The sequence below is a fragment of the uncultured Marinococcus sp. genome, from assembly GCF_947493875.1.
In the GTDB taxonomy this organism is placed as follows: Bacteria; Bacillota; Bacilli; order Bacillales; family Marinococcaceae; genus Marinococcus.
Window position 1 is genome coordinate 144560 of record NZ_CANLSU010000005.1, and the last position, 18887, is coordinate 163446.

At 50.9% G+C, this 18887-nt stretch carries 15 protein-coding genes; 4 read left to right on the forward strand and 11 right to left on the reverse strand.

Going from position 1 to position 18887, the window contains the following annotated elements; all coding sequences use genetic code 11:
* Positions 1-2: 2 nt before the first annotated feature.
* On the forward strand, positions 3-230 hold the full coding sequence (locus tag Q0757_RS11200) for a hypothetical protein (RefSeq protein ID WP_298787332.1): 228 nt from the start codon (positions 3-5) through the stop codon (positions 228-230).
* A gap of 40 nt (positions 231-270) precedes the next feature.
* Here Q0757_RS11200 and Q0757_RS11205 read toward each other — a convergent pair whose 3' ends face one another.
* Complete coding sequence (locus tag Q0757_RS11205) at positions 271-1893, reverse strand: PucR family transcriptional regulator (protein WP_298787333.1); 1623 nt, start codon at positions 1891-1893, stop codon at positions 271-273.
* Positions 1894-2113: 220 nt separating this feature from the next.
* Between Q0757_RS11205 and Q0757_RS11210 the strand changes: the two genes are divergently transcribed.
* Genes Q0757_RS11210 through Q0757_RS11220 form a run of 3 tightly spaced genes read left to right on the forward strand, consistent with a single transcriptional unit; the run spans position 2114 to position 5226 of the window.
* Positions 2114-2650: a biotin transporter BioY gene (locus Q0757_RS11210; protein ID WP_298787335.1), complete on the forward strand. Its 537-nt coding sequence runs from the start codon at positions 2114-2116 to the stop codon at positions 2648-2650.
* A gap of 19 nt (positions 2651-2669) precedes the next feature.
* Complete coding sequence (locus tag Q0757_RS11215; RefSeq protein WP_298787337.1) at positions 2670-4088, forward strand: AMP-binding protein; 1419 nt, start codon at positions 2670-2672, stop codon at positions 4086-4088.
* Positions 4078-5226: a thiolase family protein gene (locus Q0757_RS11220; RefSeq protein WP_298787338.1), complete on the forward strand. Its 1149-nt coding sequence runs from the start codon at positions 4078-4080 to the stop codon at positions 5224-5226. The genes Q0757_RS11215 and Q0757_RS11220 overlap by 11 nt, the downstream gene beginning before the upstream one ends.
* A gap of 44 nt (positions 5227-5270) precedes the next feature.
* Here the strand turns inward: Q0757_RS11220 and Q0757_RS11225 are convergent, their stop codons facing one another.
* The 10 genes from Q0757_RS11225 to Q0757_RS11270 all read right to left on the reverse strand — a co-directional run bounded on the left by Q0757_RS11225 (position 5271) and on the right by Q0757_RS11270 (position 18819).
* Complete coding sequence (locus Q0757_RS11225; protein ID WP_298787340.1) at positions 5271-6437, reverse strand: mandelate racemase/muconate lactonizing enzyme family protein; 1167 nt, start codon at positions 6435-6437, stop codon at positions 5271-5273.
* 12 nt (positions 6438-6449) lie between these two features.
* Positions 6450-8156: an SLC13 family permease gene (locus Q0757_RS11230; protein ID WP_298787343.1), complete on the reverse strand. Its 1707-nt coding sequence runs from the start codon at positions 8154-8156 to the stop codon at positions 6450-6452.
* Positions 8157-8290: 134 nt separating this feature from the next.
* The gene (locus tag Q0757_RS11235) at positions 8291-9001 is read right to left on the reverse strand and encodes a response regulator (protein ID WP_298787345.1); all 711 of its coding nucleotides are present in this window, start codon (positions 8999-9001) and stop codon (positions 8291-8293) included.
* 1 nt (position 9002) lies between these two features.
* Positions 9003-10604, reverse strand: a complete 1602-nt coding sequence (gene dcuS, locus Q0757_RS11240; protein ID WP_298787596.1) for a DcuS/MalK family sensor histidine kinase — start codon at positions 10602-10604, stop codon at positions 9003-9005.
* A 98-nt stretch (positions 10605-10702) separates the two neighbouring features.
* Positions 10703-11524 carry an endonuclease VIII gene (gene nei, locus Q0757_RS11245; protein WP_298787347.1) on the reverse strand — a complete coding sequence of 274 codons (822 nt, stop codon included), beginning with the start codon at positions 11522-11524 and terminating at the stop codon, positions 10703-10705.
* A 15-nt stretch (positions 11525-11539) separates the two neighbouring features.
* Positions 11540-12814: a PrsW family glutamic-type intramembrane protease gene (locus tag Q0757_RS11250; protein ID WP_298787349.1), complete on the reverse strand. Its 1275-nt coding sequence runs from the start codon at positions 12812-12814 to the stop codon at positions 11540-11542.
* 138 nt (positions 12815-12952) lie between these two features.
* Positions 12953-14701, reverse strand: coding sequence for a thiol reductant ABC exporter subunit CydC (gene cydC, locus Q0757_RS11255; protein ID WP_298787351.1), 1749 nt, complete (start codon positions 14699-14701; stop codon positions 12953-12955).
* Complete coding sequence (gene cydD, locus Q0757_RS11260) at positions 14698-16413, reverse strand: thiol reductant ABC exporter subunit CydD (protein WP_298787353.1); 1716 nt, start codon at positions 16411-16413, stop codon at positions 14698-14700. Before cydD ends, cydC begins: the two co-directional genes overlap by 4 nt.
* Positions 16413-17423, reverse strand: a complete 1011-nt coding sequence (gene cydB, locus Q0757_RS11265; RefSeq protein WP_298787355.1) for a cytochrome d ubiquinol oxidase subunit II — start codon at positions 17421-17423, stop codon at positions 16413-16415. Before cydB ends, cydD begins: the two co-directional genes overlap by 1 nt.
* The gene (locus Q0757_RS11270; protein WP_298787357.1) at positions 17410-18819 is read right to left on the reverse strand and encodes a cytochrome ubiquinol oxidase subunit I; all 1410 of its coding nucleotides are present in this window, start codon (positions 18817-18819) and stop codon (positions 17410-17412) included. Before Q0757_RS11270 ends, cydB begins: the two co-directional genes overlap by 14 nt.
* Between the last annotated feature and the right edge of the window lie 68 nt (positions 18820-18887).

Here is an 18887-nt window from a genome sequence, read left to right on the forward strand (position 1 = left end):
TCATGAAAGAACACGATCACTTTTTAATTGAAAAAGATCAGATTGACGGACTGCTGGACGACGGTTTTTCCATTGGAGGTGTAACGGAAAACCTTGAAGGCACGTTCGTCCGCTTTACAAAGGAAGCGGAAACCTTTACTCTTCATCTCGAAAGTCCGGATGCCCGCAAGTACTTTGCCTTTTTGTTAAAGCAGCGGGCCGCCAGTGCTTCATCGGAAAGTTTATCGTAGCAGGATCAAAAAGAAGGAAGCCGCGGCTTCCTTCTTTACGTTATTCAACACTTCCGTATTTGTATTCATACGCATGGATGGCCAGTTCAATCGACAGCCGCTTCGGCGCTTCCAGAATGTCCTCCCCGAGCAGCTCCTGAATTTTATCCAGCCGATGATACAGCGTCTGGCGGACGACGAACAGCCGCTTCGCTGTCGCCTGCTTTGATCCGAAGCACTCCAGATATACTTTTAATGTCTGCAGCAGCCGAACATTTTTTTGAGCATCGTATGAGATCACCTCACCAAGATAATCCTGAATATAATCCTCAAGATCTCCCTGCTCCTCCATGTAATGTACTGTCCGGAGAAGATGAAGGTTTTCATAAAATGGCATCGGCAGCCGGCCGATTTTCCGCTGAATCGCCATCGTTTCCTTCGCCGTCTCAAAGCTCCGCCATATTTGAGATGTTTGTTTTAAACACTTCCCGAACGCTGCAAAATCATACAGCTGTTTTTCTTCCTGTGCCTCTGTTTTCCGCAGCTGCTCAAACGCTTTATACATCCGTTTGGAAAATGATTCCCGTTTTGATTTGGCGGTATCAAGCAGCACGTACACCGGCCCCTGCGGCAGAACGGTGGACAAAAACAATATCTGTTTTTCCTCAAAGGCCGCTCTTGCCACCATCGCTTTTTGGACGTACCAGGCTTCAAGTGCTGACGAAGAGAGTGATAGATGCGACGTTTCCATCACACATACACAGGCCTCGGAGAACTCTTCGCGGCCGTAATGGCTGATCAGATGACGGCGCAGCTTTTCCTCATGGTGATCGCCGCTCAGCCATTCGTGGATCCACATCTCATCGCGGTACCGCTTGCGCTCCTCCATATAAGCTGTGCGCATTACCTCCTGGGCCACTGCTGTCGCACACCGGTCCACGGCCAGTTCTTCAAACGACGTAAGCTCCCGGCCGTTTCCGTACACAACAATATCAGCAAAATACTGATCGAGTACCATGATCGGCTTGTGTAAAACAAATTCCCTGTCCTCTGTTTTGCTCTCAAGCCACCGGCGGACGAACTGCTGCTCGCGTGCCGCTGTTACTTCCGGAACGAATTCACTTTCCCCCTGCACCGGAAGATAAAATAAATCCAGTCCGGTCTGGGCGCGAAGCTCCTGCAGAAGGGCCCTCACCCCGCGGCCATGCAAAAGCATCTGGTTAAATGTCTGGGACAATATTTCCAAGTCCCGCATCAGCGTATACTGCCTATGAATAAAAAATGCATGCAGTTCCTGCGTAATGTCTACATAACGCACCTGCTCATGAAATAAAATCAGGGGGAAATCCCAGGCCTTTGCTGTTTGGACCATCGCTTCCGGCAGCCGGTTCGTATATGTACCCAGCTCGATACAAAGTCCTGCAGCACCGCTTTCAATCAGCTGATTTAAAAAAGACAGGGAGAGCCCCTCATCGTTATGCCAGCCCACCCCAGTCGTTAAAATCAATTCCCTTCCGTTCAGCAGCTGCTCTACCTCAGCTACTTCAATGACATGTACCCAGTCAACTGTGCGTTTTAAAGCCTCTTCGCTTCCAATAAACGTAATATTCTGAAATATTGGCCGCTGCAATATTTCTTTTAACGTAATCTGTTTGGCGGCAGTCGCTTCATATACTTGCTGCACAGCGATTCCTCCTGCTAAAAGTGTATTTTTTCTTTATTATAATTGTTTTGCTGACACTACAACGGCTTAGTGTGACATTTTGTTACACTGTTTCTTCTTTCCTTCATCGCCTGCCAGTACCGATTTAACAAATTGACCATACTTCGTAAACCTTTTTTAAAATAAAGTTGACAAATAACTGATTTCTTTTTATTCTTAGAAGTCAGTGAGGTGAACATTGATGCGTATACAAAAAATTATTTATACGGCTTTATTTGCAGCAATCATGGCAGCTTTAGGCATTGTTCCGCCCATCCCGCTTCCATTCAGTCCGGTCCCAATCACCCTGCAGACCCTGGGTGTTATGCTGGCGGGCTCTCTGCTCGGCGCGAGATACGGCGGTCTCAGCATACTCTTGTTTGTAGTGCTCGTAATGATAGGCCTTCCCCTGCTCGCCGGCGGACGCGGCGGAGCCGGTGTATTATTCGGCGCAGGCGGCGGCTACATTCTGAGCTGGCCGGTCGGGGCATTTATTATTGGCTGGATCGCCCATTCTTTTAAAAAACCATCGGTTCCAAAGTATCTGTTTGCTAATATTATCGGCGGAATTCTCGTCATTTATGCCGGCGGTGTTACTTATTTATCGTTTTTAATAAACATACCGTGGACAACTGCCGCTATTCAGGCACTCGCTTTTCTGCCGGGAGATATTTTTAAAGCGGTCGTTGCCGGCTTTGTAGCAGTCCGGCTGAACAAGCAGCACAAAATCAGGCTGTAGCACCGAAAGGGGGATTTCCATGATCGGCCAGTCTATCGCCCGGTACGCTGCTTCCCGTCCAGCGCAGACGGCGGTCGAATACTCGGATCGTTCGATCAGCTGGCAGGAGCTGCATGAATCCATTAACCTCCGGCGGAAACAGCTGCATGCAGCTGCCGGTCCGTTTTTTCAAAAGCAGATTGCTTTTGCGCTTCAGGATCCCCTCGAGCAGCTGTATATGTTCTTTGCGGTCGTGTCTGGAGGCGGCATTGCTGTTCCGGTGGATGAAACGCTGGACAATGATTCGATAGCTTCTTTTCTTTTCTCTTCCAGGCCCGCGCTTTTTATCGCAGACACTGACGCAGCCGGACTAGCGGTGCCTTCATTGACGCTTGCAGATATTACCGGAGCTGGGGCGCAGCCGTCTGTGCCTGCGGCATTCTGCGAGGAAACCGAGTTGTTTTACGGGGCCTGCACGTCAGGCTCCTCCGGAACACCAAAGGCATGTCTGCGAAGCCACCGTTCCTGGCTGAAAAGCTTTGAGGCGGACGAGCAGCTTTTTCCATTTCAGGAGGAGGAACGCGTCCTGATCACCGGAAGGCTGTCCCACTCCCTCTTTTTATACGGGGCCGTCCGCATGCTCGAATACGGCCACACCGTTATTCTGCCCGTAAGGCACTCACCACGGGTGTTTGCCCGGATGGTGGTTAAACAGCAGGTCACCGTATTGTACGCTGTGCCTACAACGCTCCGCTGGCTTCTCCGCCACTCTTCTTCCCCCTCTCCCTCGGTCAGACTAATCATTACGGGAGGAGAAAAATGGTTCCCTGCTGATAATCAAAATATATTCGCCCGCTTTCCCACGGCTGCGCTGTATGAATTCTACGGCAGCGCAGAAACCAGCTTCATAAGCGCCCTGAACCACCGCGCAGAACAGGTCAGCCCATCCTGCACCGGCCGCCTGTTTCCCATGGTAGAAGCCGAGAGCTCACCAGATACCGGGGAATTAGTCGTAACAAGTCCATTTTTATTCAGTGGCTATGCTGAAGACGAGTCCTTATCCTACCCGCGGTCGGTTGCCACCGGAGATATTGGCTTTGTCGATGAGGAAGGCTTCCTTTATATTACCGGCCGCCGGAGCGGAAAAATTGTCAGCCGCGGTCGAAATATTTATTCCGAAGAAATTGAACAGGTGCTCATGAGCCATCCCAATGTTGAACAGGCAGTTGTATTTGGCGTGCCTGATGCTTTCGAGGGGGAAAAGATTGCTGCGCTTTATACTGGAAACGTTATTGCACACGACTTGCATGTACATTGCCGCCAATGGCTGCCCGCTTATAAACTACCTGTATGCCTGCAGATAGACCTTCTGCCGGTTCTTGGCAACGGAAAAATCGACCGGCTGCGCGCACAGAAGTATTACGAAGCCTTATCAAAGGAGAACGGTAATGATGACTGAGCCTGTCTATATCATTGATGCCAAAAGAAGCCCTGTCCATCATGTGAACGGGACGTTTTCAAAGCTGGAGCCGGAACAGCTGACGGCGCCGCTGTACAAGCACTTTCAGTGCCATCACGGAATAAACGACCGTGTACCGACTGACGAAGTATTTATGGGAAATGCAGTTGGCCCAGGCGGTAACCTCGCCCGCCTCAGCCTGCTTGAAGCTGGATATGACACGTCTGTGCCCGGTGTAACGGTGGACCGCCAGTGCGGCTCCGGCCTTGAATCTGTGCATCAGGGGTTCCGGCACCTGCAGGCCGGCGCGTCGGAGACCGTTCTTGCCGGTGGGGTTGAAAGCATAAGTCGGGCCCCGCAACGCTCCTTTTTCGCCTCGGAAGCCTATCCAGTTTCCTCCACCCAGGAAAGAGCCCGCTTTTCTCCAAGGTTTATCGGAGATCCTGATATGGGAGAAGCTGCGGAAACGGTGGCGAAAGCCTACAGCATATCCCGCGCAGATCAGGACGCCTTTGCCGAACGCAGCTACAGGCTTTCGTGGGAGGAAGCAGCAAAACCGGATATTTCCCGGGAAATTGTTCCGGTGAGCACCATCCAGGCAGACGCTGAGCTTCGTTCTCCAGATAAAATGAACAAAATCATCCGCAGGGCACCCTCTGTTTTCCAAGAGCATGGGACGGTCACCGCCGCCAACTCCTCCCGGATCAGCGATGGAGCGGCACTCACACTGATGGCCAGTCAATCCTCCTGCCGGCAGCACGGGTTCGTGCCTGTTCTTGAAATCGTCGATGCCGTATCCGTTGGCGTTGATCCGACGATGCCAGGGGTTGGCCCGGTGCCTGCTGTACGCCGGCTGCTTGCACGGAACCGCTTGTCTGTACAGGACATTTCCTTGTGGGAATGCAATGAAGCATTCGCCTCTCAGGTGCTTGCCTCGGCCTATCAGCTCGGCATTCCGCCGGAGCGGCTGAATACAGCCGGCGGCGCCATCGCCCAGGGGCATCCGTACGGTGCTTCGGGAGCAATTCTTGTAGCAAGGCTCATGCGGCTGATGCAAAACGGCGACCTCCCACTCGGGGTAGCCACGATCGGAATCGGGGGCGGGCTCGGGCTCGCCAGCCTGTACCGGCTCCTGTAATAGAAATAGCCTGCACTCATCAAAGGATGAATGCAGGCTATTCTTTACTGCAGCACGGATCGCAGCAGCGTATAAAGATTATTTTTCGCTTCAAAGCCGATGCCGGGAACCTCCGGCAGCTGCACATAGCCGTTTTCCACCGGATAGTCATCGGCAAATCCGCCGAATGGCTCAAAGACACCCGGATAGGATTCATTGCCGCCAAGACCGAGTCCGGCTGCAATATTTAGTGACATCTGATGACCGCCGTGCGGAATGCACCTTCTTGACGACCATCCGTTTGCATCCAGCATATCAAGCGTACGCATATATTCCACCAGACCGTAGCTGAGGGCACAGTCAAACTGCAGGTAATCCCGGTCCGACCGCATACCGCCATAGCTGATTAAATTCCGTGCATCCTGCATGGAAAACAGGTTTTCGCCAGTGGCCATCGGATGGGAATAGTAGCGGCTCAATGTATTTTGCAGAGCGTAATCAAGCGGGTCGCCCGCTTCCTCGTACCAAAACAGCCCGTATGGTTCGAGCGCTTTCGCATAGGCAATCGCTTCATCCAGATCAAAGCGCCCGTTTGCATCCACTGCAAGCTTTCCCGGATCGCCGGTCACCTCAATGACTGCTTCAATGCGCTGAATGTCCTCCTCAATCGATGATCCTCCTATTTTCATCTTCACCACCGAATAGCCGGAGTCCAAATACGTGCGCATCTCCTGCTGAAGGGCATCGAGTCCTTTTCCGGGCTGGTAATAGCCCCCGGCAGCATATACAAATACACTGCTGTCTGCTTCCCCGCTTCCATACCTTTCGGCAAGCAGCTGATACAGCGGCTTTTCCTCAATTTTTGCCACCGCATCCCATATCGCCATATCAATGACCCCGACAGCCACAGAGCGTTCGCCGTGACCACCGGGCTTTTCGCCGGTCATCAATATGCTCCAAATTTTAAAGGGATCCAGGTTGGTCCCATCATCACTTGTAATCTCCTGTTCAGATGCTTCAAGCAGACGCGGGATAAACCGCTCGCGCAAAAGTCCGCTCGGTGCATACCTGCCGTTGGAGTTAAACCCATAGCCTACAACCGGTTTGCCGTTTTTTATGACATCGGTTTTGACCGCGACGACAGAAACATTCATTTTACTAAAATCAATAAACGCGTTACGGATGTCCGATTTGATCGGCACCGCCTGCTCTTCCACCTGTACAATTTTCACCACGGATCCTCCTTAGTTGTTACGGAACGAGTCGGGTACGGTAGTCAAATCGATGCCCCAAAGCGTCGGCAGAACCAGGTAGACTAATGCCGTAATTAGTATTATCGCAAATATATTCAGGAAGAAACCGTTTTTCACCATGTCGATGATCCGTATTTTCCCACTCCCGAAAATAATGGCGTTTGGCGGTGTACCAACCGGCAGCATAAACGCACAGTTTGCAGCCATGGCACACGGCACCATCAGTGCGAACGGGTGCACCTGAATCGCGAGTGCCAAAGAGGCCACCAGCGGAATAATCATGGTGCCTGTCGCTGTGTTGGACGTAATTTCCGTTAAGAACAATACAAGCGCAGCAGACACAAGAATCACAAGAATGATATTCACGCCTTCAAGAACAGTTAAGCTGTTACCAATCCATTCGGCAAGGTCTGTGTTACTAAAGCCGGCCGCAATCGCGAGACCGCCCCCGAACAACAGCAGAATGCCCCACGGAATTTCCCGGGAATCTTTCCAGACGAGTACCCGCGGGTCCTCCTGTTCTTTTGTGGCAGGCACCAAAAACAACAGCACGGTGGCGATCATGGCAATTCCTCCGTCACTGAGACCAGTAATCCCAACCACATTTTCCCAGAAGAAGGAACGTGTAATCCACATCACAGCGGCAAATACGAATACGGCCATTACAATTTTTTCTTCGTATTTCATCGCGCCGAGCTTTGTTCTCTCGGACTGAATCATGTCACGGCCGCCCGGTATAGTGGAAAAGCCGACATTATATACAAAACGGGTCAGATAGAACCATACAATCAGTAAGAAGACAGCTACAATCGGCGCACCGAACATAATCCACTGGGCGAAGGAAATCTGCTGTCCGAACAGCTCCTCCGACTGCGCGGCCAGAATACTGAGTGGCGGCGTTCCGATCAGTGTACCGAGCCCGCCGACCGTTCCGGCGTAACCAACACCGAAAATAAGCGCCTTTTCAAATTTTTTCACTTCTTTTTCGGAATCCTTTTCTTCCTTGAGGGCTTCCGATACCTGATACGTAATCGCAAGCGCAATTGGTAGCATCATCATGGTTGACGCTGTATTGGAGACCCACATGGATAAAAAGCCTGTGGCAACCATAAAGCCGAGAATAATCCGGTTGGTGCTTGTCCCGATAACCGCGATAATAAACAGCGCGATCCTCTTATGTAGGTTCCATTTTTCCATCGCATAGGCAATAAAGAAACCACCTAAGAACAAGAAGATAATATCGTTACCGTAGGAAGAAACGACCGTGTCGCCGTCCAGTGCCCCGGTAATAGGCAGAAGGACAATCGGCAAAAGCGAGGTCGCCGGAATTGGGATCGCTTCTGTAATCCACCAGGTGGCGATCCAAAGCGTGGTGGCAAGGACTGCTTTTCCTTCATAGCTGAGCCCCGAAGGATCCAAAAATAACATGGTAATGAGAAATAATAATGGCCCTAAAATAAGTCCTACGAGCTGGGGACGTTTGTAGGCTGGGTCCTGCCCGCCACTGTCTCCTCCATTGTTTCCTCCTCCGTCGTCTCCGCCACGATTGGTCTTGCGTCCTGCAGTAGAAGGATCCTGGATCTCTTCTTCCTTATGACGCGTTGGTGACCGGTCCGTCTGGAACACATTCAGCAGTTTTTTGGTCTGCCTGTGGGAATTCCACAATGATTTCCAGCCGGAAGCAACCGTATTCTTCATCCTTCTCACCTCTTTTTTCAGATTATTGAAAGCGCTTGCTGATTAATATAATAGAGTTTTGATTCCTTGTATACATTTTGTAAGTAAGCACATACTTTTGTAAACAAAATAACCAAAACCTTCAGCCTTTTTCCTTACTTTTCCATCCAGTCTTTAAGTATTTCCACCTGCTCCGGAGGCATCGTGTACTGCTGCAGCGGCCTGCCGCTTCCCGCATAGTTCATCGTTATTTTAAGCACCCCTTCTCCCTCCAGAAAAGCGAGATACTTCCGTACGGACACTCTCGATATGCCCGTGCTTTCTGCGAGCCCCTGCGTCGTAAAGGTACTGCCCGCATGCTGCAGAATTTCTTCGCCGACAATCCGGAAGGTTTCTGTCGTAAGCCCCTTGGGCAGCTCGTGCTCCTCCTGTGTTCCCTTGTTGGCTAAAAACAGCTGATCCACATCCTCCTGCCCCCACTCCTTTTTCGTCCCGGACGCCTTCTGCCATTCCTTGACATTGATTAACGCTTCCCGGAAACGCTCAAAATGAAACGGTTTAATCAGGTAATCTGTACAGCCAAGCCGTTTGGCCCGCTGCAGGGACGAGGTGTCGTTCGCCGACGTAATCGCAATCACGTCCACCGGGATCTGTTCTCTTCGCAGCTCCTCTAGAAGATCAAGGCCGTTTTCTTTATTTAAATACACGTCCAAAAGCACAATATCGACCGCTTCTGCATGAAGCATTTCTTTTGCCTTCGTCAGGTTTTCCGCATGCCCCGCTACGTCAAACCCGGGAACACGTTCGACATACATGCGGTTAAATTTAGCTACCATTGGGTCATCTTCGACCATTAATACTCTCATTTCAGTTCTCCTTCTTTATTGGTATCTGCACGTCAAAGGCCGTTCCTTCCCCTGGCTGGGAATCGATGAACACGTCCGCCTGCAGCGTCTCAAGCGAACGCTTCGTATTGTACATGCCAAAGCCCCGGCCCTCGCCCTTCGTCGAGTACCCCCGTTCAAACAGTTCTGCCTGGGTCTTCTCATCCATCCCCCGCCCGTTATCTTCGATTTGAAAGCCGAGATAGCTGTTTTCTACGTAAATATGCATAAACAAATGAGGGGACGGCGTTTGCTTCATCGCGTCACGGGCATTGTCGATCAGATTGCCGATAATTGTGATCATATGGTCGGTCCATTCAGGATCAGCCATCGCCGGCCACATCCCGCTTCCCGAGAGCTCCACTTCGATACCGTTTTCCTGCAGGTTGGATATTTTATTCATTAAATAGCCGGCAAGCACCGGATCCTTCACATAAGCGGTCACCCATCCGACCTCCTGGCGGTAGTTGCTTGAAATGCTCATCACATAGTCATCGAGCTCTTCATATGATTCTGTCTGAATCATGGCCGAAATGACGTGAAGCTTGTTCATAAACTCGTGGGACTGGGCCCTGAGCGTCTCCGCATAGGTTCTGGCGCCGGACAGCTGCTCGACGAGCCGCGTTAGCTCATCTTTGTTGCGAAAGGTTGCCACAGCACCAAGCAGGGTTGTGTTTGAAACGACCGGCATGCAGCTCACGATAATTTCTACGTCGTTCAGCTGCTGGATCTGGTCGAGCTCCTGCTCTTTTGTCTGCAGCACTCTTTTCAGAAGGGAATCAGCAAAGAAATGGGATATATCCTTTCCCATCGGATCTTCTTCGGCGCCGGCTTCCGCGAACAGTTCCCTGGCCGCATCGTTGGCCAGAATTACTGTGCCGTTGCTGTTGACGGCAAGTACGCCTTCCCGTACAGAGGACATAATTGCCTCCCGCTGTTCAAGCACCTGCGATATTTCAAGCGGCTCGAGGCCGTGCATCGTTTTTTTGATCCGGCGGGCCAGCCAGAAGGCGCCAAGTACGCCGGCGGCCAGACCGATACCACTGCCGAGCACCAGAGTTTTCTGGTCTGCCCAGATATCCTCCTGAATGCTGTCGGTCAGAATGCCCACGGAGGTGACGCCGATCTGCTCCCCTCCGGCCATCACCGGTACAAACGCCCGCATGGACACACCGAGCGTTCCTTCAGCCGTGGATACATACGTACGGCCGTTCAAGGCCTCTGTCTCGTCTCCCCCGGCGAATCTCTTTCCGATCCGGTCCTCGCGCGGATGCGTATACCTCACGCTGTTCATATCCATAACGACAATGTATTCCATATTCGTTGCTTCCTGTACTTCTTTTGTATATTCCTGCAGGCTGCCTCCCTGGCCGCCGGCCTGCAGCGCTTGTGCTGCTTCCGGTGAACGGCTGACAGCCTGGGCAATATTCAGTGCTTTTTCTGCCTGCTGATCCCGGACATCGTCAGCTGTATCCACGGCAACGATAATGCCGGTAATGCAAAGCGCAATCAGCATCACTGCAGAAATTAACAAGGTAATCCATGTTACGAGCTTTAACGGTTTAGTTCGCTTTTTCCCCACCATATCCCCCATCACTGCTGCAAATACTTATGTTTAGTAACATGTTTATTATGCAGGGAGCTGTCCGTTTTTTCAAACGAAGGTGACAGGGGCTCTGGCGTTTATTTTGGCTGGCAGGTCGGGCAGTAGTAGCAGCGTCTTGAACCGGCAGTGAAGCGGATAATTTCCGTCCCGTCCACCCGGCAGGGCTCGCCGCCGCGGTTAAACACCCAGTGCCGGTACTCGCTGTAAGCTTTCCCCTCTGCCCTTGCACGCTCGACGACTGACTCATCCGTTGTTATTCCTTTTTGTTTATAGGAGCGCTCCATCAATACAAGCAGTACTTCAGCCACCTGCCGGACCTGTCCGTTATCCAGATCAGCGGGCCGTTGATCCGGATAAACACCGGCAGCAAACAGTATTTCGCTGCGAAGGTAATTACCGATGCCCCCAATAAAATGCTGATCAAGCAAAAGTGATGTCAGGCGCCGGTTCCGGAACTTTTTATCCAGGGCGCGCTCCACAATCATATCCACTGTTACTTTCTCGCTGAGCGGATCCGGTCCAACCTTGGAGACAAATGGGTGGTCCCAGATTTCTTCAGTCGGCATAATCTCCACATCCGAGGCGCTGTACAGCAGGGCGGATTTCTTTTCATTATGCAGGGCCAGACGGAGCTTGCGGTTTGTCTTCGGGTACGTGTAGCTGTTTTTAACATACCATCTTCCGTAAAGCTGATTATGGGAGTAGATGGTATAGCCGCTATTCAAATGAATGAGCATCGCCTTGCCTTTTGTAGCCACCTCATTGACCTCTGAGCCCGAAAGCAGATTTTCGTAAGCCTTTAATCGCTCAAATGCCGTGTATATCTCGCTGATCGGCCCTTTTTGCAGGGCTTTTTCCACTTTATCGGCTTCCCGCCGTATTTCTGGTCCTTCAGGCATGTCGCTGTTCGCTCCTTATTCCTTGTTATCTTTCCGACCCATGCGTGACATCGTCTGTCCCCGCGAGACCGTTTGAACCTCCAGTTCGTCTTCACCGACCTGCTCCGGCTTCTTTCCATTTGTATGCAAAGCTGCAATCTGACGCAGACTAGCCTGGATCATCGTCAAAATCAAATACCAGGCCACAGCGATCAAAATCAGCTGCACGAAACGGCTGTCAGGAAACAATGCAATCGGCATATCCCATACTGCATGAAGCAGCACTGGAATAATAAAGATTTTCAAAAACTGCCGGTCCGTCAAATGCTTTTTCCGCAGCGGCCCGCCGCGCTTTACGAGCAGTAAAGCAGCACCTATGATGGCGCCCCATACAACGTGCCCGCCAATCGACAGCCAGCCGCGTTCGAAAATAACGTCGATCATTACGCCGGTTCCATACTGCAGGCCGAAATTAAGCGCATAGCCGGCGGACTCAAAGGCAGCGAAGCCTGCGCCGACAGCAGCACCGATCAAGAGCCCGTTCAGAATATACTTCACCTGCGTTTTCTTTATTAAGTACGCAATAATAATCAGCTTTCCCACTTCTTCGACAACACCAATAACGATAGCGCTGAAGAACCCGATTTCACCGATGGGGATAAAGGAATACAAAATCAGCGTGACAAAAATTGACGCCACCCCTCCGACGAAAAACATCTGCAGCACGCGAAGCATACTGATGTTTCTCGGAGCGTTCAGTTCATAAAAAAATACAACGAGCGCAAAAGGGGCAGCAAATGAACCGATGGCGATCATGCCCGGGATAGTCAGCACATTGCCGAAAAACAGCGTACATCCATACAAAATCAAATATGTTACCGCAAGCACCAGAAGCACTCGTGAAAACAGCCACGGCTTAGGCCAAGAAAGCGGAATCTCCTGCTCGTTCGGCGTCGTCAGGGAGGTGCCGGAAATAAACACCAGCTCTGCTTCCTCCCTCGTGTGCCGCTTGAATACGTCCGAAAACAAATTTTTCAAATGGAAATCGGCCGACCCTTCTTCCCCGACATATTGATTAATCCGGGTGGAAGCACGGATAAAGGCACTTCTCGCCTGGTCGCCAGGATGCTCTTCTTCTGTAAGCGCTTCGGCGAGAATCGTGCGGCTGAGCGAAAGCCAGCGCCCCCCGGTGGCTTCCGACCATACCAGCGTTTTAGCACCAATTTGCTTTTCATCGATTAACGCCCGCATCTGCGCACTCGACAGCGGCCCGTGCTCTTTTTCGTTCTGCCTGTAGTACCAGTAATCCATAGATTCCCCCTCCTGCTTCTGCTTCTTTGACTACTTTTATTTTACCCGAATGCCACAAATCATAAGCCCTATACATTCCGGATGGAACCCCAGGCACAAAAAACCAGCCTGTTTTTCTACAGGACTGGCTCTTTTTGGCTATTTTGTTGTTGTTTGTTTTTCCCGGTGAACTGCTCCCGGCTGGTCCAGCCCGTAAAGCCTCTGATACCGGGGGCTTGTACGCATTAGCTCTTCGTGAGTGCCACGCATTGTAATACGGCCCTGATCCAGAAAGCAGATTTCATCCATCTGCTCGAGGCCGCTTAAATGATGAGTAATCCAAATTACCGTTTTACCCTTTAACGCCTCCAGCACGTCTTCCATTAATGCTTGTTCTGTTCGGGGATCGAGCCCCACCGCAGGCTCGTCCAAAATGACGATTGGTGTATCCTGCAGAAGCACCCGCGCCAGTGCTATACGCTGGCGCTGGCCGCCGGAAAAACGAGCACCCGCCTCCTGCATATTCGTATGGAATCCTTCCGGCAGCGCATTTACAGCATCATAAATTTGCGCCTGTCTCGCCGCCTGTTTTACTTCTTCCATTGAGGCGTCCGGGCGGCCAAGCCTTATGTTATTTTCTACCGTAGTCGAAAATAAATACGGAGATTGGTTCAATACGGCAATCTTTTCCGTAATTCTCTCGCCCCAGGCAGAAGCCGGCCGCCCTTCCACAACCACTTCTCCGTGAAAAGGAAAGCACACGCCCCGCAGCAGGTTTAGCATTGTTGATTTCCCGGCTCCGCTTGGCCCTAAAAGAGCTACACGGCAGCCAGGTCTCCATTCTGCCTGCAAATGCTTCAACACGGGCTGTGAAGCTTCATAATGAAAAGAAACATCACCAAAGAAAATATGCTTTCCCTCGTGTTCCGGCTTCCACGACTGCGAATCCTGCAGATCCTCTTCCGCTTCGAGCCTGTTTAGGCGCTCTGTCGAATGCGTGTACCTCGGCAGCTCGCCCACCGCATCAGAAATTGGGATTAGCGTTTCTGTGAGTGGAAATATAAACAAGACAAACGCCGCCACGAGCGTTGGGGCAAGCGATCCCGATTCCGCCCCGGATCCGGCCCACGCCAAAACAATGAGCACAAGCCCGGCTGTCACTGTCTGTAAAAATATCCCGCGGGCGCGAATAAACCGGCTGTATTTCCACTCCACTGAACGCATAGCCTCGTCCGCCTGGCGAAAACGTCCGGCAAGCTCCATGAAACGACCGCTCAACAGCCATTCCCCAATCCCGAATACCGCCTCTGATGTTTCTTTATACAGCCCCGCCCGTTTTGGCTTCCATTCCTGCACAAATGAGACGGCGCGTCTGTAGGACCAATACGGAACCAAAGTCATATAGATGAGCGTATACAAAGCTGCCAAAGCGCCCATTTCCCAGGAAAAAAATCCAAACCAAAGTGCTGACAGCAGATACAGAGCGAGCGCGCTTACTGCTGGCATGACGGTTTTAATGTAAATATCCTGCAGGCGCTCGATGTCTTCAGCCAGAAGCCCGAGCGTGTCTCCAGCATGAAGCAGATGGGACCCTTTTTCCACCACAGGAAGCAGCCCTCTGTATAAACGAACTCTCATATCAGATAAAATCTTTAGTACTGCCTGATGTGCTGTCAGCCGTTCTGAGTAACGAAAGACGGCCCGGCTGACCCCAAAAGCCCGGACAGCAACAATCGGAATGTATACCATTAGAATATTTTCAGGCTGTGTGGCCGACTTGGTTAACAAAAAGCCTGAAACAAACAGCAGAGCCACAGCTGATACGGAGGCAAGAAGCCCAAAGAAGGCCGTCCATGCGATACCCCGCTTATATTTTTTTACGTAAGGCAGTATCCATTGCCCCTTCATTCTGCTTCTCTCCTCTGCATCCGAATCCATTCCTGAAAAGCCGCGCTGTTTCTAATCAGACTCTCCGGGCGCCCGTCTTCAGCTAATCGGGTCTCTTTCAGAAAAATCACCCGATCGACATCATTTAACCAGTGCATCCGGTGTGTCGCCATAATGACTAGCTTTCCTTCAAACAGCTGTTTTAACCGCTGTTTAATATCATATTCCGTTTCTATATCCAAATGCTCGGTGGGTTCATCCATCAGCAGAATCGGCCGGCCGCTTAAAAACGCGCGTGCGATTGCTATACGCTGCGCCTGCCCGCCGCTGATACCGCGGCCTCCTCCACCTACGACCGTCATTTCTTTCTTTGGAAGACTTTTTATCCATTCTTCAAGGCCTGCCTGTCTGACTGCATCGTCAACTTCTTTTTCTGATGCTCCCGGCTTATTCATGCGGATATTTTCTTCAATAGTGCCTGCAAAAATATGGGGGTGCTGAGGAATGTAAGCAATCTGCTGCCGCCATCCCTCCTGCTGTAAATGGGTGCGCCACTCTCCGTCTATAATCACCGCTCCTTTTGAAGCCGGAAGAAACCCGGCCAGAAGATGAATGAGCGTAGATTTACCTGAGCCGCTGTCTCCGGCAATCATGATTTTTTCAAATCCGCCTAAAACTGCGGAAGCCTCATTGAGTGCATTCGCTTCGCTTCCGGCATGAGTCACGGAAATATTTTTGAGTATTAACCGGCTCTCTTCTGTCCAACTGTGCAGAAGCGAAGGCTCCTGGTTGTTCTCCTTCTCCGCCAGCCACTGTTCGGCAGCAGCTCCAGCTTCCTTACCGTCGAGCGTTGCATGAAAATCACTTCCAAGTTCACGTACTGGCATAAAAAATTCCGGAGCCATGATAAGAACAAATAGCGCTGGAAGCAGCTCCCCCTGGCCTTCAATCAGGCTCAAACCAAGAAAAACAGCTACTACTGCTACGGAAAGCATGGCAAAAAAATCGAGGGCAAACGAGCTTAAAAAAGCCACCTTCAGTGTGCTCATTGTCGCTTTCCGGTACTGGTTGCTCACCTTACGGATGTTTTGGTCATGGCCCCGCGCCTTCCCTAAATATACCAGCGTTTTCAGTCCCCGCACGGAGTCAATGAAATGATTGGATAACAGCTGGTAGGAATGCCACTGCTTGTGCGCCTTTGCTTTCGCAGCCACTCCGAGAAGAATCATAAATACAATCAGGATGGGAAAAGCGGTGAATAAAACTATCCCGGAACGTACGTCCTGGCTTAATACTACCGTTCCGGTAACAACTGGAATAATGAGCACACCGGGAATTTTCACAAGCGACAGCTCAACATAGCGCTGAAACTGACTCATCCCTTCCACAAAAGTTGTTACTGCGCCTCCCGTGCCCCGGACAGTACTGCCCGGGCCGAGCCGGCCGATTTTTTGAAAGAGTGCATCACGCTTTTCCCCCGTCAGCTTACTGGCAAAGGAAGCAGCCACAGCCTCTTTCCAGGACTGCAGAAGATAGCGTAAAATCAGCGCAGCTGTAAACCACGCAGCAGGCATTAACGCAGCCGACAAGCCTTGTTGTTCAAATAATGGCACAATAGCCCGGGCAAGCCAGTAAGCCTGCATCACAATTGCTGCTGCCTGAAAAATCGTCAGCACAATCATCCAGCTGAAACAGGCTTTTACCCCCCGGTACCTCAGCAGGTCTTTTCCCATCAGTAGGTCAGATCCTTTCCGGTGACCCGTTTGCGGAACACATAATAACTCCATATTTGGTAGCCAAGTACAAATGGTAGAAGTGTAATAGCTACGATTGACATAACCCGAAGAGAGTAATCCCCCGAGGAAGCACTGTATACCGTTAAGTCATTTAATGATGAAAGAGAGCTCACCATGACTCTTGGAAACAGAGCCACAAAAACTGAAGCGACGACAGAGGCTATCCCAATACCGGAAAAGACAAATGCCCACCCGTCTCTGCCCCGCATGGAGAAAAGAAATGCAGCAGCATAGCTCGTTACAGTAGCAACGGTAATGCCTGCTACCCAGCCGCCTTTAACCACGTACATATCAGTATTGAAAACAGAGAGCACCACAAAAGCAATCAGCGCAGCGAAAACCGCCGTTGCAGAACGGCCTGCATGCTTACGCGCCCGTCCCTGCACTTCTCCAACTGTTTTCAGCGTCAAAAACATCATGCCATGCAAGTAGCATAAAATAACGAGAGTGAGGCCGCCGGCCACCGAATATATATTGACAAAATCGGTAAACCCCGCCCGCATTGTCATCGTTTCATCAATTGGCATGCCCTTTAGCATACTCGTAAACAACACCCCAAACAAAAACGGCGGCATAAGGCTTCCAAGAAAAATGCTCCAGTCCCATGTTTTTTTCCAGTACATATGACGGCCTTTTCCCCGGAACTCAAATGCCACGCCCCGGATAATAAGAGCGAGCAGGACAAATACAAATGGGATGTAGTAGCCGCTGAACATAGTAGCATACCAGTGTGGAAACGCAGCGAACACTGCTCCTCCGGCTGTAATCAGCCAAACCTCGTTTGCATCCCAGAATGGGCCGATCGTATTGATAAGCACCCGGCGCTCCTGATCGCTTTTGGCCAGTACTCTTGTGCCCATGCCGACCCCGAAATCAAATCCCTCCAGGAAGAAAAATCCAACAAACAAAACAGCCACCAGCAAAAACCAAAATTCACTGAGCTCCATGTTCATATGCCTCCTTGTCAAAGGGATCTATTGCCGGATCCTGATCTTCATCCTCCGGGTCGTGCTCCGTGCCCCTTTTAATTTCTTTAATGTATAAATAAACCATCACAACGCCAAGCAGCAGGTAAATTGTAGTGAATGTAATGATAGAGAATAAGAGCGATCCCACTGAAACATTTGGCGAGACCGAAGCCGCAGTCGTCATTAAACCAAAAACGGTCCACGGCTGCCGGCCGATTTCCGTCATAATCCATCCGGCGGTGTTTGCTATAAACGGGAAGGCAATAAGTGCCATCATCAGCTTTAAATACCAGCGGCGTTCAAGGAGCGTTTTCCGGAATAAAAACCAGAGACCAAGCGCCGAAGCTGCAATCATAGTCATTCCGGCACCCACCATAATCCGGAAGCTCCAGAAGGTGGCGTTCACCGGCGGAATGTAGTTCCCAGGTCCATACTCTTCCTCGTACTCTGCCTGAAGTGTCTTCATTCCCGGCACGGAGCCCTCAAATTCTTCATAGGCAAGATAACTGAGCAGATACGGAAGCTCCAGCTGAGCTTTGTTTTCCTGCGCTTCAACATCCATCCAGGCAAATAGGTTCCACCCCGCCGGGTCTTCACTATCCTCCCATAGAGCTTCACTGGCTGCCATTTTCATCGGCTGTGACTCCATCAAATGCTGCGCCTGCACGTGGCCGCTGAATGCTGTTCCCATACCGCCGACCAGACCGAGCGCCATCGCGAGGGCGAACGATTTCCTGAACAGGGGAACCTCTTCTCCCTTCAGCATTTTATAAGCACTCGCGCCGCCTATAACAAAGGCCCCCGTGGCAAAAGCACCGAATATAACGTGCGGAAATTCCACTAAAAACTGAGGATTGGAAAGAAGAGCAAAGAAATCATTCATTTCCGCCCGTCCATTCTGCAGAATATAACCGACCGGCTCCTGCATAAAAGCGTTGGCTGCGAGAATCCACATGGCCGAAAGAATCGTGCCAAGCGCCACAAGCCAAATACACATCAGGTGAATGCCTTTGGGCAGACGGTTCCATCCAAAAATCCACAGGCCGATAAAGGTCGATTCCATAAAGAAGGCAAGCAGGGCCTCCACCGCCAACGGCGCCCCAAACACATCGCCTACAAAACGGGAATATTCCGACCAGTTCATGCCAAACTGAAATTCCTGAATGATACCTGTGACCACCCCGATCGCAAAATTAATCAAAAACAGATGGCCCCAGAACTTTGTCATTTTCAAATACACTTCTTGACCGCGAAAATAATATAATGTCTGCATGATTGCTACCATAAAAACTAACCCAATCGATAAAGGCACAAAGAAAAAATGAAAAATCGTCGTCGACCCAAACTGCATTCTGGCTAAAATCAGCTCATCCACTATGAAGCTCCCTCCTCTGTTCAATATTTCACAAATTTAAGTGAAATCATTCACATGACTTGGTATTA

What these genes read in the sequence shown, in the direction of transcription:
- Q0757_RS11200 (WP_298787332.1), top strand. Translation starts at nt 3, where the DNA reads ATGAAAGAACACGATCACTTTTTAATTGAAAAAGATCAGATTGACGGA.
- Q0757_RS11210 (WP_298787335.1), top strand. Translation starts at nt 2,114, where the DNA reads ATGCGTATACAAAAAATTATTTATACGGCTTTATTTGCAGCAATCATG.
- Q0757_RS11215 (WP_298787337.1), top strand. Translation starts at nt 2,670, where the DNA reads ATGATCGGCCAGTCTATCGCCCGGTACGCTGCTTCCCGTCCAGCGCAG.
- Q0757_RS11220 (WP_298787338.1), top strand. Translation starts at nt 4,078, where the DNA reads ATGATGACTGAGCCTGTCTATATCATTGATGCCAAAAGAAGCCCTGTC.
- Q0757_RS11230 (WP_298787343.1), bottom strand. Translation starts at nt 8,156, where the DNA reads ATGAAGAATACGGTTGCTTCCGGCTGGAAATCATTGTGGAATTCCCAC.
- Q0757_RS11235 (WP_298787345.1), bottom strand. Translation starts at nt 9,001, where the DNA reads ATGAGAGTATTAATGGTCGAAGATGACCCAATGGTAGCTAAATTTAAC.
- dcuS (WP_298787596.1), bottom strand. Translation starts at nt 10,604, where the DNA reads ATGGTGGGGAAAAAGCGAACTAAACCGTTAAAGCTCGTAACATGGATT.
- nei (WP_298787347.1), bottom strand. Translation starts at nt 11,524, where the DNA reads ATGCCTGAAGGACCAGAAATACGGCGGGAAGCCGATAAAGTGGAAAAA.
- Q0757_RS11250 (WP_298787349.1), bottom strand. Translation starts at nt 12,814, where the DNA reads ATGGATTACTGGTACTACAGGCAGAACGAAAAAGAGCACGGGCCGCTG.
- cydC (WP_298787351.1), bottom strand. Translation starts at nt 14,701, where the DNA reads ATGAAGGGGCAATGGATACTGCCTTACGTAAAAAAATATAAGCGGGGT.
- cydD (WP_298787353.1), bottom strand. Translation starts at nt 16,413, where the DNA reads ATGGGAAAAGACCTGCTGAGGTACCGGGGGGTAAAAGCCTGTTTCAGC.
- cydB (WP_298787355.1), bottom strand. Translation starts at nt 17,423, where the DNA reads ATGGAGCTCAGTGAATTTTGGTTTTTGCTGGTGGCTGTTTTGTTTGTT.